The organism is Lentibacillus daqui, from assembly GCF_027186265.1.
Lineage (GTDB): Bacteria > Bacillota > Bacilli > Bacillales > Amphibacillaceae > Lentibacillus_C > Lentibacillus_C daqui.
Window position 1 is genome coordinate 3,207,818 of the sequence record NZ_CP114176.1, and the last position, 24,082, is coordinate 3,231,899.

The window sequence follows — 24,082 nt, forward strand, 5'->3', positions numbered from 1 at the left end:
ATTTGTAGAGATTGTTTTTCCGTTGCCAATGGAAAAACAATAAAAGACAAAAAAAGATGCAGATTTACTTCGCATCTTCCTACGCTTTAGTTAATAAGGATTTAAATTCGGCATATGTTTCACACTGAAGTAGTCTTTGTAGCAAAGCCCGACTATCCAATAATTTTTTCAAGACATCGTACATTGGTTTCAAACTATCTTTCTGATACCTATTGATATTCAGCAAATTGATCAATTGAACAGGCTTTTCCCCCCATTGGATAGGATGCTTTAACGTAACAATAGACCAGAAAGTTTCATCTGTTTGCGATTCCAATGGGTGTGGAATCGCAACCAAATTTCCAAAACTGGTAGGTGAAAACTGCTCTCGTTCCAACACCGAGTCAATAAAATCCGCATTTACCATTCCAGCCTCAAATAGTTTATTGCCGATAAATTGAATCACTTCTTCCTTTGTAGAAAAATCCATTCTTAAATACGTAAATTGTTCTCGCATGTATTTCTCCATTACTTCAACATCGTTATAGATCAGTCTATTAATGTTAGCCACATCTTGATTACCAAACAAAGCACTTACCTGAATGACCGGAACGGATAACTTTTCCGGAATTGGGACAGTGCTAATGATAAAATCCAAATTACCCAGTGGTTGTTTACGCAAATTATAATACTCTGTCGTTCCCATAATATATAAATGGTCGCTAAATTGATCCTTTAACTTATATAAAAGTAATTGCGCGGTTCCCAGTCCAGAAGCACAAACAATTAAACAGCGTTTTTTGTTTGTCGCATTCTTTTTTTGTCGTTCTAATGTTAACTGGATATGCAATGCCATATATCCAATTTCATTTTCGTTAATGGAAATATTCATTTTTTCATTGATGACCTCCGCACCTGTAAGAGCAACCTCGAAAGAAAACGGGTATTTTGTTTTAATTTCCTGAAGCATTGGATTTCTGAGATTCATGTTATACCGATACCGATTAATAGCGGGCTGTAAATGTAAACTAAGGGTTAACAACAATTTCTGATCTTTGGAAAGGTTTAATGCATATGTTTCATCTATTTGCGAAAGGATATTACTCGTTAATTGTTGAACTTCCTCATTTAGAACGGATTGTGCTTCTTCCATTTCCTGTTCAGGATGTGTCATTTTTGTTCCTTGTAAGTGAATAGCTAAGTAGGCAACTTCATTAACTGGAAAAGATATCTTTAGTTTTTGTTCTATTTCCTGGACAATTTCCCTTGCAATCGTATATTCTTTTTTACCCGTGATCTTGTTGAGCTCCTCTTGATACATTTTAACTACGTACCTTTCATGTATCCGCTTACAGGAAATAACGATATGCGTAATTAAATTATGCAGACTAATATCAGTGATGGTTGTCTTATATTTTTTCAGTTTGGAAAGAATACTATTTCGAATCCATTCTATTTCATCTTTGGGTAGTATCTCCAGCCAATCTGAAGCTTGGTCCGTTATATTTATATTTTGCATTTGATTGAATACATATTCGGAGATGCAAAATCGTATTTGCATTTCATCTCCGAGCACTTTAACCCCATAATTTGGTTTATGATCAAGAGACAGACTATAACGTTCCAGAATTTTAAGTACACTTTTCAAATCGCTTTGTAAAGTGGATCGACTAATAAATAGTTCATCAGCAAGTACGTCCATTTTTATATAAGATGATTGCAATAAAAGTTTCTTTACCAAAAATTGTACGCGATCATCAGGCTCAGTCGGGACAATCTGATTGTTTACATCTGTTATTTTTTGTAAAAAGCGTTTGAATCCTTCTTTATCAATGACATTGATTCGATAGCCTTTTCCTCGATAGGATTCGACACGAGCAATATTTTCATTTAATTGTTCATTTAATTCTTTGATATCATTACGTATCGTTTTTGAACTAACCTGTAAAGCAACAGCCAGCTCTGAGCTTGTTTGCAGATCTGTTGATGTCAATAGCTGTTGAATAATTTGTTGCATCCGGGTATTCATACGCATTAAGTCCCTTTCTATGCAAATAGTCCTGGATTCAGTATAAAATAGTTGAAATGGAAACACAACTTTCGTTAACAATGAGGTTTGCGTCACGTTTTTCTTGTGAAATCGGTGGAGGTAAAAAACAGAGAGGCAATTTCCTCTCTGTTTTTTTCAACTTCCCCGGCCTAAAGATGAAAACTGAAATTTATTTTTACTGCATAAATTACCCTTGACATGATGTTATCCTCACTATTGGAAGGGACATTTCCGATCTCATTTATTAAGATCAAAACCGGCATAATTGGAACATCGCCTTTGCGATCCCAAAGTTTTTGCTGAAACGATCTGATTATTATACTTAAAATCAAAATGGCAATGAACACGTAACGGTTCATTGCCATAAATTTCTCATTGCAGGTTTGACGCACCGCCATCAATGACAAATTCTGTGCCTGTTGAAAATGATGAATCATCGGAGGCTAGAAATAAAACAGTCTTGGCTACTTCTGTTGGCTTTCCCATTCGGCCTAATGGATAGCTGGCATCCAATTCTTCTTCCGACTTATTCATTACATCTGAGGCATAATCCGCCATACCAGTCGTAATATACCCTGGATGAATGGAGTTCACCCTTATTCCGTTAGAGGCGTATTCTGCGGCTGCATCCTTGGTCATCACGCGCACCGCACCTTTAACTTGCACCATAAAGCAAATGACCAGATGCTCCTGTTAAACCAGCCATGGACGATGCATTTATAACCGATCCAGCTTTATTTTTCTCCATTTCCGGAAGCACATGTTTCAATCCCAAGAAGACACCCGTTACATTAATGCTCTATAAAAAAATAACCACCCTATATGGCCTTGACAAGATTTAGGGCATGTACTAGCATGGACAGCCTTTTATATAGCATGATCTTCTAATTATATACTCCATTTTAAGCCTTTTTAAATAGCTTTGACCAAAAAGTAGAATAAAAGTAAATGAGTTAGGGGCCTTCCTGTCATTTTTGTTCCATTTAAAAACCAATTGAAAATAACCTACTTCCAACATGGACAACTTAAATCAATGACAACACCCTGCCAATCCAACCGTTATACACTAAAATCACCTTTACTGCCCTCTAAAACTACTTAGTTGTATTAAGTCTCTTCTATAAACATAATAAAACTATTCCCTTTCACGTTTCAAACTGTGGCAAATATTCCTTATGAGCCTCAAGCATTTCATCCAGGATTTGCTTTGCTACTTCATCCGATGGGACAAGTGGATTGATTGTCATCGCCAACAGAGCTTTACTGTATGATCCTGAAATCGCAGCCTCTGATGTAATCCGTTCAAAGGATTTAATAGATTGCACAAGCCCTCTTACTGCAACCGGTAAGTCGCCGACTGTAAGCGGAATAGGCCCATCTTTCGTAATAACACAATTGATCTCTACAGCGGATTCATTCGGTAGACTTTCAATTGCCCCATTATTTTTGGTATTTACTGTCTGAATATCGTGTTTATCGTTATGGATAGAATGGATTAGACTACATGCTGCATCACTATAGTATGCGCCACCTCTTTTTTCCAATTGTGGCGGTTTACGATCCAAATCCGGGTCTTTGTATAGCTTAAACAAATCCTTTTCTAATTGTTTAACCATTTCTGCACGAGTGCCTTCTTTTAATGCTGCCTGTTGTTCTTCCTCAAGTATTTCTTTCGTCTTATAATAATAACGGTGGTATGGACACGGCATGACGCCAAGTTCCTTAATAAAGTCTTGTTGCCATCCAAAATCCGAGATATTATTCATCCTGATTCCGGAAGATTCATCGCCTCCCATTGCAGAAAGAACGTTACCCGTAACTTCTTCACCGTCTAAATAAATATGAAGGCCATATACCATGTGATTCAATCCGGCGAAATTGATGTGAATGCGATCAGCATCGACTTCCAACATCTTGGCAACCAAGATTCGCATTGTTATCGGAAGGTTGCAAAGTCCGACCACCTTTTTGATACTACTGTGACGCAAAACCGCCTCCGTAACCATACCTGTGGGGTTGGAGAAGTTAATAAGCCAAGCATCAGGACACAATTCTTCCATTTCTTTACAAATATCCAAAATCACAGGTATGGTTCGGAGTCCCTTAAACAGTCCACCCGGTCCATTTGTTTCCTGTCCAATCACACCATATTTTAACGGAATACGTTCATCCTTGGCTCTCGCGTCCAATAGACCAACCCGTATTTGTGTTGTAACAAAATCAGCGTTTTTAAGCGCTTCTCTACGACTCATTGTCAAATGGATGTCGATTGGTACACCTGCTTTTTCAACCATGCGTTTTGCCAGATTACCTACAATATTTAATTTTTCCCGTCCCTCAGGAATATCAACCAGCCACAACTCACGAATGGGAAGTTCATCATATCGGTTAATAAAACCTTCGACTAATTCTGGAGTATAACTGGAACCTCCGCCAATCGTTACCACTTTTAACCCTTTCATGATGGTTTCACCTCACCTGTTAGATCCAGCTTTTCATATAGATCGACAAATTCAATTGCCAGATCTTTAACAGCTACCGCATTCATAAAGTGATCCTGCGCATGAACGAGGAGTAACGTTACATCCGTCTTTTCCCCCCTGGACTCTTTTTGAATGAATTCAGTTTGTGTTTCATGTGCATCTAAAATCTCTTTTTTCGCATCTTCCAGCCTCTGTTTAGCACCATCTATATCGTTGTTTTTAGCTAATGAAATAGCCTCCATAGCTAGGCTTCTAGCATTTCCAGCATGTAAAATGATTTGAAATACTACTTCTTCACTCATCTATTCATCCCTTTCTAAGTTAATCATTTGGAAAAACCTTTTGCCCATCTCACTGTCCATTTTTTAAATGTGATTAGACATCCTCTGAAATTGCCTTTTTCTCTTCATCTGATTCCTCAGCCTTTTCATCTTTTTGTAGCTTTTTATCATATAAACGGAAAAATGGATAATAAATGAGCAAGGATACAACCAGATTAAATAACATAAGCACACCGCCACGCCAATCTCCTGTTGTCAATATCCCGGAAAATGGAGGAGGTGTTGTCCACGGAACAATAACAAAAGGCTTCCCGACAAGGCCAATTGACATGGACGTGTAGGTTATGATGGTAACGACCAATGGCACAAGGAGAAAAGGAATGAACAATAGCGGGTTTAATACAACGGGCGCTCCAAACATGATTGGTTCACTAATATTAAAAAAACTGGACCACACAGACATTTTACCCAGGTTTTTAAGGTGTTTTGATCTTGCCCGCCACACAAATAATATGGCCAGCGCAAACGCCATCCCCGTTCCGCCTACTGCAAACCATATAGCCATAAGGGGTTGACCAACGACATGAGGAAGTTCCTCTCCAGCCTGTTTAGCGGCAACGTTAGCTTCGGTAAGGCTATACCATATGGGAGCTAATACACTTGCAACAATAGACTCGCCATGAAGTCCTAAAGCCCACAACAGAGAAATAAGAAATACAGCAATCAGCGCACCCCAAAGACTTCCTCCGATTAACTCCAGCGGTGCCTTCAATACAGTGCCAATTACATCGTGTAGGGACAAACCGAAAGAAGCATCAAGTATAACATCGACGCCCCAGACAATAAGAATAATGAAAAAGCCAGGTAAAAGTGCTGTAAAGGCTCTCCAAACAGAAGGCGGAACCGTACTGGGCATTTTAATCACAATATGTTTGGACTCAAAAAATCGATATACTTCAACGGTAAAAATAGCTAAAACAATAGCAATAAACAATCCTTCTGCTCCCATTAAATCCAATGGAAGATTGCCTTCATCCGTAAGAGGGGTAGCCACCATAAAGGCCGCCAATCCAAGAACACCCGCAGATAATCCATCCATGTCATAACTTTTAGCAAGGCTATAGGATATGCCAAAAACAGCAACCAATCCCAGCATGCCAAATGTTGCATTTACCGGAATGTTCAGTGTTTCCGCGTAAGGCTCCATAAATTCTGCCCAAGATTCAATGGGAGGTGATGATATAATCAAAAAGACACTTCCAATAATAAGCAAAGGCATCGCTGAAATAATTCCATCACGAACCGCCTTCAAGTGACGCTGTTCAGATATCTTTCCTGCTACAGGCATAAAATAGCGTTCCATCAATTGATTAAACCCATTCATGAAAAATCACTCCTTTCACAGTTTTCCTGCCTAACGTCTTTAAAGCTTTATACAGGGGAAAAGGATTCAAGACCTTTTCTTCCTCAAATCCAAAGCTTGTTTTAAAACTTTTTCACCATTTATAGAACCATATGCCGCCATATCAATGACATCAAGTGACACATTCGCTGCATCGGCTTTAGATATAAATTCACCTTTCTTATAACGAATTTGGGGTCCCAGCAAAATGACATCTGCTGTTTTCAATTGCTGGTCAAATGCATCAACAGCATGTGCCTCTATCTCCACAGCTGATTCTAGCCTTTCAGACGCTTCTCTCATCTTTTGAACTAATAAACTGGTGCTCATTCCTTGAGCGCATAGAAGTACAATACGCATAAAAATCCTCCTTTTTATAATTTTAGTTCATACCAGAGTTATATTATCGATAACGTTTCAATATTACCGGATGTAAAAGTAAATATAGATTTGCGAATCAACTTTTAGTGTGCCCTGAACGCATACAGCAAATCAAAAGTAAAAATGAAAACGAACATTGAAGAAAAATATAAGGAATTACTATGCAAACATGGAAAAGTAAACCGTAAAACTGGTGAATCAAAAAAGCTGGTATCTATAATGACCGAATGAAAAACGCATGGAGATGATGAAAAAAGGAATTGCCCGTCTCATCGTTTGAGATAGGCAATTCCTTTTTCATCGAGTAATCGTAGCTGTCGCTGTAGCAGTTACCGGTAAACGTCGGATTAATTAATAGGTAGACTGGCAATTGTCTTTTCAATGTTTCACAGCACTCCTCTACTTACTTTCATTGCGCGAGTATTGCATCTGCTTTTTGCTGAAGTTTAACCTGTGCTTTATCTGATATAAGATTATTCTCTTTTTGGGCGTCAATTAACTTTTTAAAACCTTTCATATGTTTGATAACTTTATCAACTGCTTCCTTTTTCTCATACTGGCCAACAGCTTTTACGTGTAACTTCAGATCATGAGCTGCCCCATCATCCATAATGTCGCCACTTTCCTCTAGCTCCGTTACTGTGGCCAGGATATCCTCCGAACTAATCGGATCTTCCGGGTACGGTGGATATAATAAATACGGATTCCGTACATCTTTAACCCAAGTATTTAATTCATCTCCCCAGGATGCCATAATATCGTCAACCGGTTCGCCATTACTTAACATATCCGCTGCTTCAGGATCACCAATAAGCTCAGCATAATTATCACTCATTTCGAATTTTTCCGGGTCCTGATTTCTCATCACATCTATTAAATGAAGACCCAATTCAACTTGGTCTATTTTTAAAGGGTCATCAATATGGATTTGAACGCCTCCAACCAATTCTCCCTCATACTCTCCAGATGTTGGCGTAAAATTGGCAGGTCTGAATTTCACCCCTGGAAGTTCGAGATTGTTCATATCCTCCGCTAAATCTTCTGCATCAATCCAAGGCGCGCCAACTAACTCAAACGGCCTTGTTGTACCCAGTCCTTCTGATAGGTTCGTATCGTCCAATAGCTCTGTCCCAGAATACAAATGAGCAGAATCTTCTGTTGGTATATTCGGTGACGTCATGACCCAAGGAAGGCCTGTATCTTCAAAAGACATCGTTCGTTCCCAATCTTCCATTTCAGCCACTTTCACATCAGTATCTAAACCGTATTCCGTATTCCACATCGTTGCCAGTTCACCCACTGTCATCCCGTGTCTGATAGGCAAAAGAAACCTTCCCATAAAACTGACAGCGTCTTCGAAACGAACTGGTCCCTCAACTTTGGTACCTCCATTAGGATTCGGCCTATCCAAAACAATTAATTCCTTATCCTGCCCAGCTGCTGCTTCCATCGCAAACCCAAGTGTATAAATATACGTGTAGACATTCGAATCGATATCCTGAATGTCATAAAGCAGGACATCAACGTCTTCAAGCATCTCTTCGGTCGGCTTCCAAGTTTCCCCATAAAGACTATAAACCGGGAGCCCTGTTTTTTCGTCGATATAGGAATCTACATGTTCCCCTGCTTCACGTTCTCCCCGTATACCATGCTCCGGTCCATATAAAGCAGTTAAATTTACATCAGGGTGGTCATACAATACGTCGATACTGCTTTCTAAATCACTTGTAACCCCAGTCGGATTTGTAATGAGTCCAACACGCTTACCTTCGATCCAATCTAAATGATCATCTAAAAGAACTTCAATTCCTGGCTTCACGTTTTCAGCATTTGCTTCATCTCCATCATCTTGCGGTTCTTCTGCTGACACGATAATGATCCCGATAAACACGCCCATTAATACGATCAACAATAATGTTACCTTCCGCATTCGCTTATACTTCATGACACTTTTCCCCCTTCCATATAATAGGAACAAATCATGTAAAACAGCTCAAAAAACTTCCAGAATACTGTTGGCGTACGTTGCAATATCCCGGAAGTTGTTACTCTTTTGTAAACTATTAAATTTTTTCTCCATCATCCTGTTTTGACGTAAAGGTCCTAAGAGTGATGGGCAGACTAAACGATACTAATTCCCTGCAATATTAGAACCAAATCCAGGCCATCATTCGCACCTCCCATTTTGATATAAAATTGCTCTCACCCCCGAACCTTATTGATCCTGCCAAACATTACAACCATATACATTATATTGAACTTTTGATAAATTAAATAGTACCTTAAGTAACAATTATATTAGAAATAAACAAAAAATTAGGTAAAAGGTCTTTAGCAGAATAAGAACAAGGGAGTTCAGGTGCACCGGAAGAATTTGGTTCAAATACGTCCTCTATTTATCTATACGAAGAGTAGAGGCGACAACCAAACATTGATTGTCGCCTTCTCGGTATGATGAATACTAAGATCCCTTTTTCTTTGAAAACAAAGGTAATAATAAAGCTACCAATGCAATTAATAAAGTAATCGCCGAAATTGGAGATGTGATAAAGGTTAGATAATCTCCATTAGTTATTAACAATTGTCTTCTAAGTGATTCTTCCATCATTGGTCCTAAAACTAACCCAAGTATTAATGCTGCAACTGAGAAATTATATTTTTTCATAAAGTAACCGACAACACCAAACAACAACATAATCCATATATTCATGGTGTTATTATCAACAGCAAATGCGCCCAGCAACGAAAGCATGATTATAAAGGTTGCCAAAATTCCATATGACAGTCTTAAAAGCGAACTAAAAGCTTTTACACCAAACCGGCCAGTAACAAGTGTTAAAGCACTGGCCGTTAACATTAAAGCATACTGCATATAGAAGTGTTGGCTGATCCAATAATAATTGAGGACCAGGTTGCAGCCCTTGTAATACCAAAGCTGCTAAGATAATTGCTGTTGTTGGACTTCCGGGTATCCCCAGGAACAACGTTTACAACTTTATCTACATAAATATCTACTTCCCCTCCTAATGCAGCAGCCTCAACGGAATCCCCTGATGGATAAGGAATGAATTTAGTTTTAATGCCTGCCTCTTGAGCAAATGAATTAACAGTCAAATCATCAAGACCGGCTGGGCTAACACCAGCAAAAGTTAAACCCGTTTCTTTTCCCTTTTTAATTAAATATTTAAATTCTTACACTAAGGTAATTTTGCTCCACAAACAGCCCTTTAATGACAATACAAAAAAGTCTGTGGTTACTTTTTGGCCTATATATTTAATATTTTTAGCTCTTATTTTTCTCTGGATTATTCGCCTTCAATGAAATCTACCGGCTTGTACATCTTATAATTTGTTTTTGCCTCGCTTTCAAGTAGAATCGCAGCACTAATGTTTTAAACATTGCCTGAAGAGGAAACCTATCACCAAGACAGGAAAACGAAAGGATGAGAAATATGTTGGATGTGAAAGGACAGGAACAGGGCGCGATATTGGAGATCACCACGCAGGGTACCGCCACCCAGGAGGATTTACAGAAATTTAAAGAAGCGCTGCATACGAAAACACTGCAGGAGGAACCGGTCAACATCTTGTTTATTTTCAAAAATATAGAAGGTATCACCCCCAAAGGATTAATGGAAGATGTGAAGACTTTTCCATATATGAAAAGCATCAAAAAAGGCGCCATCGTAGCGGATGACACGTTTACCAAAACAGATGCAACCATTGCAAATCTCATTCCTGGAGTAGAAGTCGCCCAGTATTCGCTTGACGAACTGGAAACAGCAAGAAAATGGTTGGCCGAATAGACTCTTGAATGGAACAAACGACTAAAAAATCTGCTTATCTTTCGAGGCCATTAAAATGTAACTATCATATTCATCGATCGTGTGCTCTTGAAATTCGATCGAACTGGACGCAATTTCGAGCGTGTAAGCGAAATTCAACTGAATGTTTCTTTGATTGGACAATTTACTGTGAGCCCCAACTAATCTAGTCTGTTTTTGTTTCAATAAACGTTAAAAAATCGCCACCTGTAAATCCTCAGATGGCGATTTCATCTATAAATTTTATTTTTTTGATCCACAAACCGATTCTGATTAAAGTGATACCCCTTTAAGTTGTATACCTTTATTTCAGCCGATGTCAGCAAATCTGCCTCTCAACAATAAAATGAGCCTGATTCACTCCATATTAATAAAACCTCTAGGGTAATCGATCTTGCCCCGAATGCGGGAAATGGACGTATTTTTCCCGTCCAACCATTCTTGAAAGTTAAAAATCACCGGTGGACGGTCGGGACCGATGGCATACCATGCTTTCATCTCCTTTGGAAAGTAAGCGGTAGTATGCAGTGTTCCGGCTGCGGCGTCATATTTATAGGAAAAAATGTCATATTCGGGTCGATTCATGACCTGGAATGCCTGATAAGGATTGGCTGTATGCTGCTGTTCGCTCTGGATGGTTTTTTCCCGATGACGTGACTCATCCTGGCGATAACGGTTCTCTTCATCAAGAAGGTGAAAATGATTCGTGCATACATTGGATCGGCGTACTGCTATCTTCCTTGGGGATGCTTCAACAACATACGACTCACCGGACGGATCCAGCAAGATATAGCTGAACGAATGCCGGTGCGGAATGTCCCGGAGGAGTTTCACCGCTTCGTCAACGTTCCCGCATGTCTCCAGGATCAACCGCCCAATCATATTACATAAAAATCCATCGGCAGACTGTTTTCGGTGAGTGAAATTATACGCCATTACTAGTCCTTTTTCATTCATGCCGTCGATTCGTCCGGTAATCTGCATCGATGGGCCAGTAGTAGCATAGCCTCCGTCCGTTGGCTGATAAAAAAGATAGCGTCCTTCATAAGAACGGGGGTGGCTATCATAGTTGCGGACCATGTAGTCCCGATCGGCATATACGGAACAGCCACTCCGCTCATATTCCAGATAATATCCACTAAATAGCCGAATAGCATCGTTCATTTCTAGTTCCAGTGCATCGGCTAAACCGCGAATTTCATCTAATATCCCCGGTGCAATGGATCTGATTGCTTGAGTAAAGGCTTCCGGATCAATAATGAAATGCCTCTCTTTAAGCGGGCCCCACTGCTTTTTCCGATTGGGTAATATCGGGGAAGATAAAAGTTTTTTCCCTTGAAAATAGCCGAAGTCTGCATGCGTTCCTCGAAATTGAATCACGTCGCTGTATACATCCGTCATTGTTCTTGTACCTCTTTCATCGTCATTACTATTAGTGTAAGGCACTTGTATATTGAGGAAAACCGTTTTGCTCAGTCTGGAAAAGTTGTTTTGAATCTTGATTATTCAAATAACAATAATAATGATGGGCACGATCGGCTTGCACGCACATCTATCTAAAGACAGCTATTTTGCTTGAGCAATTATCTTCCTATCTGTTTCTCTAAGCAGTTACATGCTTTAGGGTTTTAAATGATACAAATCTAGCTGGAGCCAAGACCAAAAAAACAAGAAAGATGACCCATATTCCGCCATCTTTTTATTAATTTTCTCTTCATAATCATTGACTTCGCTCGCATCATGGAATCGACTGAATTGCCATGGATTCAATCGATAACCCTTCTTTATATTTTTTAATAAAATCTTCATATCCAGCTACTCCTTCAGGCTCTGGACTTAAGGTCGAACTTTCAGGATTAGCAAAAACCTTTTCATCCAAAAAGTCTTCTAAGCTTATACGATCATTTCCATATATGGCATAAGCAGCTAGTACCGCCATGCCCCAGGCACCACCTTCACTCGCTGTGTTCATAACAGTGATGGGCATGTTTAATGCATTGGCCAGAATCTGCTGGGCAATGACTGGTGTTTTAAATAAGCCACCTTGCGCGATTAAAACGTCTATTTTGTTTCCTTCTTCATTTTTCAAAATATCCATGCCAATTTTAAGCGGAGCAAAGGCAGCATATAATTGGGTTTGAACAAAGTTTGCCAGTGTAAATGAGCTACCAGGCGCTCTAACAAAAAGCGGACGTCCTTCAGGCATCTTGGTTATATTTTCACCTGACAAGTAGCTGTAATTGATTAATCCACCCGCATTGGGATCAGCTTTCGTAGTCGTTAAGAATAGCGTTTCAAATAATCGATCGGAATCCAAATCAATACCGAGGCGCTCTGCAAATTCTTTAAATATTGCTGCCCATGCATTAATATCAGACGAACAATTGTTAATATGGACCATTGCTACTGGTTCATTATTTGGCGTCGAAACGATATCAATATCTCGATAAACTTTTTTCAACGGTTTGTCAAGCACAACCATGGAAAATGCGGAAGTTCCTACTGATATATTTCCAGTTTGTTGACGAACGCTGTTGGTACTAACCATACCAGTACCAGCGTCACCCTCGGGAGGAGCCATGACACTACCTTCCTGGAGATTGCCATTCACATCTAGCAATTTAGCGCCTGCCGCGGTCAATGTTCCGGCATGATCACCGGCTTGTAACACGGCAGGCAAGATATCCCGAATACTCCACTGATATGGCGTAACGTTTTTAAGATGATCAAAGGTATCCAAAAAGGCTGCAGAATATGTGCCAGTGGCTTCATCAATTGGGAAAACCCCGGAAGCATCGCCAATTCCCAAAAACATTTCTCCGGATAATTTCCAGTGTACATAGCCAGCTAAAGTCGTCATAAAATGAATGTCATTTACATGTGATTCATTATTTAAAATAGCCTGATACAAGTGTGCAATACTCCACCGCTCGGGAATATTAAACTGAAATAGTTCTGTTAATTCATTGGCGGCTTGTTCTGTCATGTTATTCCGCCACGTTCTAAAAGGGGTCAATAACGTGCCATCACTTGAGAAAACCAAATATCCGTGCATCATAGCGCTTACACCTATTGCACTGATTTGCGTTAACGTGGTGTGATACTTGCTTTGCACATCCGCTGCAACTTGTCTATAGCTTTGTTGAATCCCATTCCATACGTCATCTAATGCGTAAGTCCAAATGCCATCTTCAAATTTATTCTCCCAGCCATAGCTTCCAGTAGCAATGGTATGAAAATCATCCGTTACCAATACTGCTTTGATACGTGTGGACCCCAATTCGATCCCCAACGAGACATGACCCTGTTGAATTGCCTTGGATATTTCCCTTATGTTCATGTCATTTACCTCCAAACTCTTATAATCTACCAATACTTTCCCTCAGGCATTCATTTCCTTACTCATTTTTTTAGCCCCTTTTAATTCGCCAATTTTTTCAATTTCCTCTAAAGTACGTCCAAGTGGTTCCGGAACCCTCGTACGAATAAATAATACACCAAGCAAACAAATAACACCAAAGATTGCGAAAACAGCTTCTTGAGGCATGGAGGCAGTCATGATTGGAAATAGCAATCCAACCAGGAAAGAACCTAACCAGTTAAAGGATGAGGCTACTCCTGACGCAAGCCCGCGAATCAACAATGGAAAGATTTCTCCTACAATGACCCAGGTTAACGGAGCCCATGTGAAAGAATAAAATGCTACATAGATACTTAAAAATACAACGATCATCATTGGATTAGCATTTGGTATAACGACATTCAAAATTGCTGGAAAGATAAAGGACAGTCCCATAATCGTTCCACCCATTGTTAATAACGTACGACGTTTAAATTTATCAGCAATAAGCAGAAATAACAATGAACCTAAAACGAGAATAATTCCTTGAATAATTGGCCACATCAATTCCGAACTGGCTGCAGACCCCGTTGCATCCTCAACAATCAAAGGAATATAATAAAAGATTGCATTAGCACCTTGAAATTGTTGAAAAGCAGCAACTCCTACTCCGGCAATGACTAAATAACGATATTTACTATTAAGTAATGTACGCAATGATGTTTTTTGATTTGCTTGCTTCTCCTTCTTTGCAGTTTCTTGAATTTCTTTTATTTCAGAATTAATTTCTTGCTCGGAACGAATGTAACTTAAAACTTTACGCGCTTCATCCAGTTTATCATTTTTGACGAGAAAACGTGGGGATTCAAGTAATCTTAGCACTCCAAAGAATAAAATTAAAGCAGGTACAGCCGCCATGCCAAGCATTAAGCGCCATCCCAGTGTTTCCGGTAAACCTTGAAATAAATAATCAACAATGTATGAAAGTAACATTCCGGAAACGATCATTGTTTGATTGATACCGGACAACCTTCCGCGTAAACGTGCGGGTGCCATTTCTGACATATAGGCAGGTACCAATGCGGAGGCAGCACCAACGGCTAATCCCAATATAATTCGGGAAACAATCAAAAAAACTCTTCCATTATGAGGGGCTATTCCCGACAAAACTGAACCAATAACAAAAATGACAGCAGCTATTAAGATCATCTTGCGCCGTCCTAAACGGTCCGAAAAATGACCTGCTAAAGCGCCTCCAAAAATGGCCCCAAGCATAACTGATGAGGTGATCCAGCCAATAATACTTCCACTCTGCAAATCCCAATTTTCCTTTAGAAAAGGCAAAGCCCCTGTCATCACACCAATATCATATCCAAAAAGAATTCCACCAAAAGCCCCGAAAAAATAAATGAACCCATTCGAGATTTTCTTTTCCCCAACCATTATTATCCCTCCAAAGTTTTAAGATTATTTCTCAAAGTATTTATACTAAGATAGTAAAGGCTTTCAAAATGGATATTATCACCATTGTACTTATAAATCAACATAAAAAATATTTGTATGTATAATTTAAATAAGCAACTAAGTTTAGTTTACTAATAAGTACATTATAGTTGCACTAAAAATAGCAATCACCGTCCATATTAATGTTGTTTGACTTATACGGATAAATAATATACCATTCTGTGTAAGCGGTTAACAAAAGGGCGAGGCATAAGAGTAGTTTAAAAAAATTCTAATAGAGTGCCCTGTTTACCCCAAGAAAAACACAAATTCTGGGAGGTTATCATCATGTTGCAAACGAACGACTATGAATTTTGGTTTGTTGTAGGAAGTCAATATCTCTATGGCGAAGAAGCATTAAACACTGTAAAAGAAGATACGATGCAAATCATCGATGAATTAAATAAAAATGGAAATCTGGCCTATCCGATTGTTTTTAAAACCGTGGCAACAACAGCAGACAGCATCACAAAAGTTATGAAGGAAGTCAATTTCAATGATCATGTTGCCGGTGTCATTACGTGGATGCACACCTTCTCTCCTGCTAAAAATTGGATCAGAGGGACAAAAATATTACAAAAACCATTACTCCATTTTGCCACCCAATTTTCCAACACCATTCCATGGCAGACCATTGATATGGACTATATGAATTTACACCAAAGTGCCCATGGGGATCGCGAATACGGATTTATCAATGCACGTTTGCATAAGAATAACAAGATCGTTGTCGGGCACTGGAAAGACCAGCGTGTTCAAACACAAATCAGTCAATGGATGGATGTAGCTGCTGCATACAATGAAAGTTTCCATATTAAAGTAGCAAGATTTGGTGATAACATGCTTCATGTAGCTGTTACAGAAGGTGATAAAATAGAAGCCCAAATCCAATTCGGCTGGACCGTGGACTACTATGGCATTGGCGATTTAGTAGCGGAAATGAATAAAGTAACCGATAAAGACATCAACGATACGTACCAAGAATGCCAAAACAAGTATGAATTGGATGCCGGAGAAAATGACCCACATTTTTTTGAAGAACATGTGAAGGAACAAATCAGAATGGAAATCGCACTCAGAAACTTCCTGGAAGCTGGCGGCTATAGCGCATTTACAACCAACTTTGAGGATTTGTGGGGCATGAAGCAGTTACCGGGAATGGCTGTTCAACGTTTAAATGAAGAAGGGTATGGCTTTGCTGGTGAAGGGGATTGGAAGACAGCTGCTCTCGATCGTTTAATAAAGATTATGGCCCACAATAAAGGAACAGGGTTTATGGAAGACTATACGTACAACTTGGTTGAAGGACATGAGGAAATTTTAGGTTCGCATATGTTAGAGGTTGATCCAACATTGGCCAGCACCAAAGCAAGCGTAGAGGTTCACCCGCTGGGAATCGGTGACAAAGCGGATCCTGCAAGGCTTGTATTTGATGGTTTAGAGGGAGAAGGAGTCAATGTAACCATTTCTGATTTTGGCGATCAATTTAAAATGATTATGTATGAAATTGAAGGTCATAAACCAACAGAACCGGCTCCACATCTTCCGGTTGCCCGCCAAATGTTTACGCCCAAACCGGGATTCTACAATGGCGTTCAACAATGGATCGAAAACGGCGGAGGTCATCACACCGTCATGTCATTTGGAATCACATCCGAGCAGATTGAAGATTTAGCAAAAATGTTTGGCCTGAAATATATCACGATTCAATAATATAGAAATCCGGAATCTATAGGAAGAGGTTGACTTGCCGGCATGATTGGGGATGAAGTCGTATTGCCCTCAAAAGGTTGGATACTGACTGTTGCAGGGCATCAAATTTTGCCCATTCGCCTGATAAAAGCAAGCCTCTTCTACCGGAGGGCAGTAAACGCACGCACAGAGTGATTTAGATTGACTTGTACGTATCAATATAATAGTATCATGATTAACTATGATATATTCGCTCTACCCGATACTATCGACATGTACAGTCCATACCGAAAAAACGAGTAGTAAAGGGATGAATTGTTTATGTTAGAACAGTTAAAACAGGAAGTTTATGAAGCTAATATGCTACTGCAAAAATACAACCTTGTAACGTTCACGTGGGGAAATGTCAGCGGAATGGACCGCGAGAAGAATTTGTTTGTCATTAAACCGAGCGGCGTCGCGTACGAAGCGTTAGCACCGGAGCATATGGTTGTGGTTGATTTGAACGGTAATGTCGTTGAAGGTGATTTAAACCCGTCCAGTGACACGCCAACACATCTTGTTTTGTATAAACACTTTTCAAATATAAAAGGAATTGTCCATACCCATTCCCCATGGGCTGTTACATTTGCCCAAGCTGGCATCGATTTACCGCCCGCAGGAACAACCCATGCTGACACGTTTTATGGTCCCGTTCCAGTAACAAGAAAAATGAAAGCATCTGAGGTTAGGAACGATTATGAAAAACAAACCGGAGATGTCATTGTGGAAACATTTGAGAAGCGAAACATGGATCCCGATCAAGTGCCAGCTGCTCTAGTCAATGATCATGGTCCTTTTACATGGGGAAAATCTGCCTATGATGCCATTCAACATGCAGTCGTGTTGGAAGAGGTAGCCAAAATGACTTACCACACGATACAATTAAATTCGAATGATATTACAATGGACTCCTATCTCTTGGACAAACACTTTTTAAGAAAGCATGGCAAAAATGCTTACTACGGTCAAAAATAAGACAGCACAGGAAACATTTCAATTGTCGATCTAAAATTATTTATATTTTTCTTTTAGTGCGTGTTCAAAAAGGAGGATAAAAAGGACCGAGAAGTTCTAGGCGGCGTAGCTTTGAGCACCGGAGTGTACATAAAAGGTACATGAGGAGCGGAAAAGCAAGCCAACGAGCTTCTTCAAAGGAAGGCCGACTAAAAACGGGCTTTGCGCCCAACGTCGGCATACCCCTTTTGCAGGGGCATGTCATTTTTACCGGACTTTTTGAACATCCTCTTTTAGCAATTTTATTGTTTGTTTTAACTATATTGTTAATCCGCTGTCCTAAGACATTGAGATTTCACCCCTTAGTGACAGCTTTTCTTATGCTCCCCACCGGCACAATGAAAGGAATGAAGCTTAACATGGCCAAAAAATACGAAATAATTAAGCAAGATATTAGTGAAAAAATCATATCAGAAGTATACCAAGTTAACGACAAATTACCAACTGAATCGGAACTCATGGAGATCTATCATGTTAGTCGCTTCACAGTAAGGCGTGCAATGGATGAACTGGAGAAAGAAAACTTTGTTTATAGCATTCAAGGCGGAGGGACATTTGTAAATGATTGGAAAAACAAACCCCATACTGAAATTAAAAATAAGACAATTGGCTTGATCTCAACACATATTGCGAATTATATTTTCCCAAATATCATCACGGGAATTGACAATTATATATCGAGTTACGGCTACTCCATTTTGATTGCTGATACGCAAAATAATCCGGAAAAAGAACGGAAAAGCTTAACTAATTTATTATCGAATAACCTGTCCGGACTAATATTCGAACCAACCAGAAGTGCGCGGGGTAATATCAACAAAAGTATTTACGATAATATTCAATCAATGGGTATTCCTATGCTATCGATTAATGCTGTCTATGATGATTTAGATATTCCTTATTTAATAATGGATGATGTAAAGACCGGAGAAATGATAACCGACTATTTAATTTCCCAGGGACATAAACAAATTATTGGTATCTTTAAAGTTGATGATAAACAGGGAATCAATCGAATGAATGGTTTTATCAAAGCCTATCAAGATCATCCAGAAATTTTAAATATGGGCGATATTATGATGTATCAGACCGAGGAAAATAAAATTAATTTATTTAAAAAACTTCACGCCATGCTGACTGGGTCGGAGTTTATTCCGACAGCAATTGCTTGTTATAATGACGAATTAGCAATTCAAGTCATCAATTTCGTAAAAGAAATAGGCTTGAAAGTTCCCGACGATCTTTCCATTATCGGTGTTGATGATTATCAATTTTCAAAGTTTATAAATTCAGGCTTAACTACCATCCGTCATCCCCAGGAAAAAATGGGTTTTGATGCCGGTAAAATGATCATCGATATGCTGAATAAACAGCCGGTTACATCAAAGATATATGAGCCGGAATTAATTAAAAGAGGCTCGGTAAGAATGCTGAGCCAAGCCAAAGAACGTTAAAAAATCGCCATCTGCAAATATGCAGGGTGAAACTTCAGATGGCGATTTCATAATAGATTTTACTTTTTCACATACCAATTCTGAGCCCCCTTGCCCCTGCCCTCCAACCGGTGAAGCGCTACGTTTAAATTCCATACGATCCTGGCATCCCTAAAACATGCATGAAAGCGTTTCAAGTATGTGTTTCCAAACAAAATTTTTTATCAACCTGCCTGTCAACCAATCACTTCATCATCAACTGTCAATATGTTAGAATCATTCTATCAACCTATTGTACGATGTGAATGAAATACAATCAAAGCGAAGGAGGTAAGCAGTTTGAAGGATAATCATGAACAATTGACATTGGACTTTTTCCTTGATGACACTGATGACGCTAATCAGTCTGAACCAGCAGGAGCAACTATTTTTTCAGCTAAAAAAGAAAAACGCAGGACATTTCCCAGTGATTTAGTAAATGATTTTGAACAGTATATCAATTATTATTGAAGCATCCAATGGAATTAACAAAGACAAAAGCATACATTCCATCGAAACAACTACCGGATCTGAATAGCCTGTTATCCATCAAAGCGAAAAATAAGACAAACCGCCCGCAGCAGGAACAATATCCATATATCCATTTTCTATATCATCTTGCCCTTGCTAGCAGAATTTTGGAAAAAGCGCCCATAACCGCCAATCAGCTTAAGCTACAAGGAACGAATCGGTGGATGCAGTTTCAAAAGCTCACATTCACTGAGAAATATTTCGTTTTACTAGAAACATTCTGGGTCGACGCCAATTGGGCAAAAATGCTTGGAGAACATCGCAACCAAATCCATCACATGTTTGCTACCGTTTGTAAACAATTACTTGATGATAAGCAAATCGATTTTGGCTTCAATACCATGCTTGCTAATTTAACACGTTGCTGGAATCATTTTTTCCTGCACATAGAGTGGTTCGGGTTTTGGGTATGCGAAAAGGATCAGGAGCAAATAGATAAATACGGCAAGAAAAACGATTTTTATGCAAAATCCATCTCACTAACGCCGTTTGGAGAAAACATGCTCCGAATCTTACTGGAGTCTAGGGATATAACTGTCTGGAATATTCCGCTCAGGGTGGAATATGGAGAAGTCAACCCTGTACCTGGTTCAGCGCTTCCCGATATGCCCAGTGAAAAGCGAACAGTAAATAAAAAGAAGCCAGAAGCTTTTCATCATGCATTTGATGGGCTATTTCCGAAAAGGGATTTGTCCCAAACATTGCCAAGGGATTCAGGGACATATACACCCGGGCTGTATACCTTTCATGTGATGTGGCATGTGAAAGTTTGGCGGAAAATCACTATTTCATCTGAACATACGATGCAGGATTTACACAAGGCAATCATACAAGCCTTTAACTTCGACGACGAACACTTGTATTCCTTTTTTATGGATGGAGAAAAATGGTCTCCCAATTGTATCGCCTCTCCCAACGATGACTCCGGAGCAAATGCAGCAAACATCCAGATCGGTAGTGCCGGATTACATGAAGGCCAGCACTTTATGTATTTATATGATTATGGCGATGAATGGATATTTACCGTAACCCTTGAAAACATTGCACCATTAGAGGGGGAACCGACAGCTCCAGTAATTATTGCCGAAAAAGGAAGCGCTCCGGAGCAATATTGGGACGAGGAATATTGAATCATAAGGATAACGACAGCGAAGGACGCAAAACCCGATTTTAGTGGGCATCCCTTCATCAAGGAACCGATGTTGGTAAATCGTAGGTAGAAATCTGGAGTTTGAGCCGCCGGGCACTGGGCCATATAAAGTCTTTCCAGTTAAAGACTTTATATGGCTCTATATTTTAATTTCCAAAAACATTCGGTTTTAACGACTAAAATACTCCCAAAACCCAAAGCCAAACAGCTTATTCGGCAATATACGACATAATTGAGGAAGTGACAGAGGTCCCAAAAGGCATCCTAGACTATCTCAGAAGTAAAGATTCCCATTTCTCTGGAAACCCCAAATCTCCATAGGTAATATACGTTTCATATTGTTCAAGCAAGGCATTTAAAGACGTAATAAAGTTGGTCAATTCCTCAATATGTAGTAATCTGGATAGAATATAGATTGCCGCAAAGACAGTTTTATTGTTAAAGCTTCGTTCTGACCCTGGGAGCATTGGTGCAATAACCAGCCTTTTTCCATACAATCTACCATAATGAGCACACACATTTCTAATATAAGATAAGGTATGAAGCCAACTTTCTATATAATAACTCGAAATCTTATATGACTTAACTATCTCTTTTTTATCGTTTTTTAATAGATTTCGAAAGACTTTTGACAATTCCCCGAAAGATATTACTTCAATTGCCACCCAAAAAGGAAATTCGCCTTTATATTTGCGTTTGTGATGCATAACAAACAACTCAGATCTACTTCTGTCAATTTGTTGTTGTAATTGTTTCAAAAAAATTTCATGTTTCGATTCGGATAAAAAATTGGCACTTTCTTTATAACCAAGCGAGCCATATTTGTGCGAGTGGTAATACGCTATCCTAGAGCGGAATTCAATTTCAATGTACTCCAAATAATTCATCAGAAGACTACGCAGCTTCTGGTCAAATATATAAATCATTTTTATTCGACGGAAGGTTATTCCTTTTTGAAATGAGTCAATTTCATAATTGCTCTTTTTAAAAATACACAGACCTGCAGAATTTTTAAAACAAATTTTTTAAAAATTTAATTAAGCAGTTTGTTGCTGGTTTAACAGTACATTGATACGATCTGCAGCTAATTTTGAAGCATTATAAATAAGCGTTACAATGTCAAAGTGAACTTTTGCGCGTTTTCCAGTACGATAACGAACATTGTTAAGTTGAAAAAATTCTTTGAGATAGGCATTTACACGTTCAACAGCAGAGCGACGTTTGAATAGTGTTTTCCAAGCCTTTGATCCACGAGCGGGCGCAGTATATCTCCTAAGATCCGTTGTTATTTTTACCTTGTAAACCTTTTGACAGATGTCTTCGTTCGCCAAAGGACAGTCACTACACTCTTTTGGTCTTGTGTATTTCAATGTTTCATATTTGGCATCAAAACTATCATAACGGTAGGAATGCTCCCGAAAACAGGTCGGGGCGAAGTGTTTATCAAAACCGATTGGCTCGCTTTCATTTTTCTTATTATAAGCAATGACGGACTGATTCCCCATTCGGTGCACTTGTTCATAAATTGCATGATAATCATAACCAGCATCCATTGTCTGATGGTTCAATGATGGAAGGGGAAGTTCATTAACCCCTTTTAATAACGGGATTGCAGCCTTCCCGTCATTCAAACTGCCTGAAGAAAAAAGGGCCTGTAGAATATATTGACTGGATGTCCCAACAGCCAAATGTCCCTTATATCCGTACCAAAAGACATTCTTTCCTTCTGAGTTCTTTTTTACGCCCCACTTAGGGTCTTGAGGAACCTCGGCGCGTAATTCGGCTAAAGGTGCATCCAACTGTGCTTCTATTTTCTTTTCGAAAAGTGGTAAATTGGCTTCTTTCTCTGCCTGTTCAATAAGCCATTGTTCACGTTCTTCCTTGGATTTGCGCCCGCGTTTTTTGGGCTCAGCTTTTTGTTTTTCTTCCTTTGACGGCGCTTGATCACGTGCTTCAAAATGGGTTGCATCAATGGCGACAGTGTCATCCATAATAAAGCCTTCAGCAATTGCTTGAAGCACAACTTTTTCTTGAACTTTCTCCAAAACGTTAGATGCTTTTAGTTTTGTTAAAAGCCGAGAATAGGCGGCTTCAGACGGGGTGTGGTCAGACACAAGAAATCCACAATTCAGTTTAAAAACAAAGTCGTCCTTTAGGCGTTTAATTAGGTCCTTAACCGTTGGAATACGTTCAACATATCGAATAAAAACGGAAATAATCATCGCCGCATAATTCAAATCTACAGGTGCGCCAAGGTGGGATTTTTTGTTCACTTCATAATAAATCGCATCCAAATCTATCACTGAAATAATCGATTCATAACGATGGGTAGGTTCCATCTCGTATAATTCTTGGATGCTAAATAGACTTTCTTGTCGTATAATGGTCATAGGGAGTACTCCTCCAGTCTTTTTTTGGTTGTCGGTTCAACTACCATTATACAAGATTTGGGGAGGTACTTCCTTTTTTATGTCTCAAATTCGTTGGGGCACAAGGGCTAGGAATTATGAAATTCACTCAAATAAATCTTTATTATCTTTTTGTTTTAATGTGAGGCCATATGCAGAAAACCTGTAGTAGTTTACTTTTTTCAAGAACCCCAAAGCATCCTCAACATCGTCAATGATAAGATTTCGACTCCTTAAAATATCCAATTGTTCTTCATATGTTTTTGGTTCTTTGATATGTATATGATCTGAAGGAGCCATTTTGATTTCACCCTTGATAAAACAGCATAAGTAATATTAAACTAAAAGTTTTGTTGATTCGTTGAATGGATAAATTAGCACTAGGGGGGCTCTGGGTAAGCAGCATACTTTTTAAGTTTTCAGTTTCGTTAGCCTAAAAAAATGACCCACCCTGGTCCGCATTGTTAAGAGGCGTGGTGAGTTCAGTTATTATTATTGTAACCTTTTGCATTCCATTTGTAAAGAAAAAA

19 protein-coding genes and 2 pseudogenes are annotated in these 24,082 nt (G+C 39.1%); 6 read left to right on the forward strand and 15 right to left on the reverse strand.

Translation table 11 applies throughout. The features are described from left to right. Positions 1 to 79 precede the first annotated feature (79 nt). The 8 genes and pseudogenes from O2S85_RS16050 to O2S85_RS16085 all read right to left on the reverse strand — a co-directional run bounded on the left by O2S85_RS16050 (position 80) and on the right by O2S85_RS16085 (position 9,560). Positions 80 to 2,014, reverse strand: coding sequence for a BglG family transcription antiterminator (locus O2S85_RS16050; RefSeq protein ID WP_269410306.1), 1,935 nt, complete (start codon positions 2,012 to 2,014; stop codon positions 80 to 82). A gap of 387 nt (positions 2,015 to 2,401) precedes the next feature. Further along, positions 2,402 to 2,828 (reverse strand): annotated as a pseudogene (locus O2S85_RS16055) (SDR family NAD(P)-dependent oxidoreductase); the annotation flags it as partial. 346 nt (positions 2,829 to 3,174) lie between these two features. Then, on the reverse strand, positions 3,175 to 4,491 hold the full coding sequence (locus O2S85_RS16060) for a 6-phospho-beta-glucosidase (RefSeq protein ID WP_269410307.1): 1,317 nt from the start codon (positions 4,489 to 4,491) through the stop codon (positions 3,175 to 3,177). Further along, positions 4,488 to 4,814, reverse strand: coding sequence for a PTS lactose/cellobiose transporter subunit IIA (locus O2S85_RS16065; protein ID WP_269410308.1), 327 nt, complete (start codon positions 4,812 to 4,814; stop codon positions 4,488 to 4,490). The genes O2S85_RS16060 and O2S85_RS16065 overlap by 4 nt, the downstream gene beginning before the upstream one ends. Before the next feature lie 73 nt (positions 4,815 to 4,887). After that, positions 4,888 to 6,177: a PTS cellobiose transporter subunit IIC gene (celB, locus tag O2S85_RS16070; RefSeq protein WP_269410309.1), complete on the reverse strand. Its 1,290-nt coding sequence runs from the start codon at positions 6,175 to 6,177 to the stop codon at positions 4,888 to 4,890. 66 nt (positions 6,178 to 6,243) lie between these two features. Then, positions 6,244 to 6,555, reverse strand: a complete 312-nt coding sequence (locus O2S85_RS16075) for a PTS sugar transporter subunit IIB (protein ID WP_269410310.1) — start codon at positions 6,553 to 6,555, stop codon at positions 6,244 to 6,246. Positions 6,556 to 6,985: 430 nt separating this feature from the next. Further along, a complete protein-coding gene (locus O2S85_RS16080) occupies positions 6,986 to 8,521 on the reverse strand; it encodes an exo-beta-N-acetylmuramidase NamZ family protein (protein WP_269410311.1) in 1,536 nt (511 codons plus the stop codon). Positions 8,522 to 9,037: 516 nt separating this feature from the next. Next, positions 9,038 to 9,560, reverse strand: a pseudogene (locus O2S85_RS16085) (tripartite tricarboxylate transporter permease). A gap of 468 nt (positions 9,561 to 10,028) precedes the next feature. Between O2S85_RS16085 and O2S85_RS16095 the strand changes: the two are divergent. Beyond that, on the forward strand, positions 10,029 to 10,382 hold the full coding sequence (locus tag O2S85_RS16095) for a SpoIIAA family protein (protein ID WP_269410314.1): 354 nt from the start codon (positions 10,029 to 10,031) through the stop codon (positions 10,380 to 10,382). Positions 10,383 to 10,403: 21 nt separating this feature from the next. Here O2S85_RS16095 and O2S85_RS16100 read toward each other — a convergent pair whose 3' ends face one another. The 4 genes from O2S85_RS16100 to O2S85_RS16115 form a co-directional block, all read right to left on the reverse strand. Next, positions 10,404 to 10,586, reverse strand: a complete 183-nt coding sequence (locus O2S85_RS16100; RefSeq protein ID WP_269410315.1) for a hypothetical protein — start codon at positions 10,584 to 10,586, stop codon at positions 10,404 to 10,406. 171 nt (positions 10,587 to 10,757) lie between these two features. Continuing rightward, the gene (locus O2S85_RS16105; protein ID WP_269410316.1) at positions 10,758 to 11,801 is read right to left on the reverse strand and encodes a C45 family autoproteolytic acyltransferase/hydrolase; all 1,044 of its coding nucleotides are present in this window, start codon (positions 11,799 to 11,801) and stop codon (positions 10,758 to 10,760) included. Positions 11,802 to 12,138: 337 nt separating this feature from the next. Continuing rightward, positions 12,139 to 13,740: a xylulokinase gene (locus O2S85_RS16110; RefSeq protein WP_269410317.1), complete on the reverse strand. Its 1,602-nt coding sequence runs from the start codon at positions 13,738 to 13,740 to the stop codon at positions 12,139 to 12,141. Between the two features lie 42 nt (positions 13,741 to 13,782). Then, positions 13,783 to 15,183 carry a sugar porter family MFS transporter gene (locus tag O2S85_RS16115; protein WP_269410318.1) on the reverse strand — a complete coding sequence of 467 codons (1,401 nt, stop codon included), beginning with the start codon at positions 15,181 to 15,183 and terminating at the stop codon, positions 13,783 to 13,785. Between the two features lie 348 nt (positions 15,184 to 15,531). Between O2S85_RS16115 and araA the strand changes: the two genes are divergently transcribed. From araA to O2S85_RS16140, 5 genes are all read left to right on the forward strand, one after another. Next, positions 15,532 to 16,956, forward strand: a complete 1,425-nt coding sequence (araA, locus tag O2S85_RS16120; protein ID WP_269410319.1) for an L-arabinose isomerase — start codon at positions 15,532 to 15,534, stop codon at positions 16,954 to 16,956. A 300-nt stretch (positions 16,957 to 17,256) separates the two neighbouring features. After that, entirely contained in the window at positions 17,257 to 17,952 is a 696-nt protein-coding gene (locus O2S85_RS16125; RefSeq protein WP_269410320.1) for an L-ribulose-5-phosphate 4-epimerase, read from the forward strand. A gap of 386 nt (positions 17,953 to 18,338) precedes the next feature. Next, complete coding sequence (locus O2S85_RS16130) at positions 18,339 to 19,445, forward strand: GntR family transcriptional regulator (protein WP_269410321.1); 1,107 nt, start codon at positions 18,339 to 18,341, stop codon at positions 19,443 to 19,445. A gap of 318 nt (positions 19,446 to 19,763) precedes the next feature. Further along, entirely contained in the window at positions 19,764 to 19,934 is a 171-nt protein-coding gene (locus tag O2S85_RS16135) for a hypothetical protein (protein ID WP_269410322.1), read from the forward strand. Positions 19,935 to 19,942: 8 nt separating this feature from the next. Further along, on the forward strand, positions 19,943 to 21,124 hold the full coding sequence (locus O2S85_RS16140; protein ID WP_269410323.1) for a plasmid pRiA4b ORF-3 family protein: 1,182 nt from the start codon (positions 19,943 to 19,945) through the stop codon (positions 21,122 to 21,124). A gap of 289 nt (positions 21,125 to 21,413) precedes the next feature. Here the strand turns inward: O2S85_RS16140 and O2S85_RS16145 are convergent, their stop codons facing one another. The 3 genes from O2S85_RS16145 to O2S85_RS16155 all read right to left on the reverse strand — a co-directional run bounded on the left by O2S85_RS16145 (position 21,414) and on the right by O2S85_RS16155 (position 23,852). Then, positions 21,414 to 22,166: an Abi family protein gene (locus O2S85_RS16145; RefSeq protein WP_369420111.1), complete on the reverse strand. Its 753-nt coding sequence runs from the start codon at positions 22,164 to 22,166 to the stop codon at positions 21,414 to 21,416. Positions 22,167 to 22,181: 15 nt separating this feature from the next. Then, on the reverse strand, positions 22,182 to 23,534 hold the full coding sequence (locus O2S85_RS16150) for an IS1182 family transposase (protein ID WP_269410324.1): 1,353 nt from the start codon (positions 23,532 to 23,534) through the stop codon (positions 22,182 to 22,184). Between the two features lie 123 nt (positions 23,535 to 23,657). Next, the gene (locus O2S85_RS16155) at positions 23,658 to 23,852 is read right to left on the reverse strand and encodes a hypothetical protein (protein WP_269410325.1); all 195 of its coding nucleotides are present in this window, start codon (positions 23,850 to 23,852) and stop codon (positions 23,658 to 23,660) included. Positions 23,853 to 24,082: the final 230 nt, after the last annotated feature.

What these genes read in the sequence shown, in the direction of transcription:
- O2S85_RS16130 (WP_269410321.1), top strand. Translation starts at nt 18,339, where the DNA reads ATGAAGCTTAACATGGCCAAAAAATACGAAATAATTAAGCAAGATATT.
- O2S85_RS16155 (WP_269410325.1), bottom strand. Translation starts at nt 23,852, where the DNA reads ATGGCTCCTTCAGATCATATACATATCAAAGAACCAAAAACATATGAA.
- O2S85_RS16115 (WP_269410318.1), bottom strand. Translation starts at nt 15,183, where the DNA reads ATGGTTGGGGAAAAGAAAATCTCGAATGGGTTCATTTATTTTTTCGGG.
- O2S85_RS16105 (WP_269410316.1), bottom strand. Translation starts at nt 11,801, where the DNA reads ATGACGGATGTATACAGCGACGTGATTCAATTTCGAGGAACGCATGCA.
- O2S85_RS16080 (WP_269410311.1), bottom strand. Translation starts at nt 8,521, where the DNA reads ATGAAGTATAAGCGAATGCGGAAGGTAACATTATTGTTGATCGTATTA.
- O2S85_RS16050 (WP_269410306.1), bottom strand. Translation starts at nt 2,014, where the DNA reads ATGCGTATGAATACCCGGATGCAACAAATTATTCAACAGCTATTGACA.
- O2S85_RS16125 (WP_269410320.1), top strand. Translation starts at nt 17,257, where the DNA reads ATGTTAGAACAGTTAAAACAGGAAGTTTATGAAGCTAATATGCTACTG.
- O2S85_RS16095 (WP_269410314.1), top strand. Translation starts at nt 10,029, where the DNA reads ATGTTGGATGTGAAAGGACAGGAACAGGGCGCGATATTGGAGATCACC.
- O2S85_RS16060 (WP_269410307.1), bottom strand. Translation starts at nt 4,491, where the DNA reads ATGAAAGGGTTAAAAGTGGTAACGATTGGCGGAGGTTCCAGTTATACT.
- O2S85_RS16075 (WP_269410310.1), bottom strand. Translation starts at nt 6,555, where the DNA reads ATGCGTATTGTACTTCTATGCGCTCAAGGAATGAGCACCAGTTTATTA.
- O2S85_RS16150 (WP_269410324.1), bottom strand. Translation starts at nt 23,534, where the DNA reads ATGACCATTATACGACAAGAAAGTCTATTTAGCATCCAAGAATTATAC.
- O2S85_RS16065 (WP_269410308.1), bottom strand. Translation starts at nt 4,814, where the DNA reads ATGAGTGAAGAAGTAGTATTTCAAATCATTTTACATGCTGGAAATGCT.
- O2S85_RS16140 (WP_269410323.1), top strand. Translation starts at nt 19,943, where the DNA reads ATGGAATTAACAAAGACAAAAGCATACATTCCATCGAAACAACTACCG.
- celB (WP_269410309.1), bottom strand. Translation starts at nt 6,177, where the DNA reads ATGAATGGGTTTAATCAATTGATGGAACGCTATTTTATGCCTGTAGCA.
- araA (WP_269410319.1), top strand. Translation starts at nt 15,532, where the DNA reads ATGTTGCAAACGAACGACTATGAATTTTGGTTTGTTGTAGGAAGTCAA.
- O2S85_RS16110 (WP_269410317.1), bottom strand. Translation starts at nt 13,740, where the DNA reads ATGAACATAAGGGAAATATCCAAGGCAATTCAACAGGGTCATGTCTCG.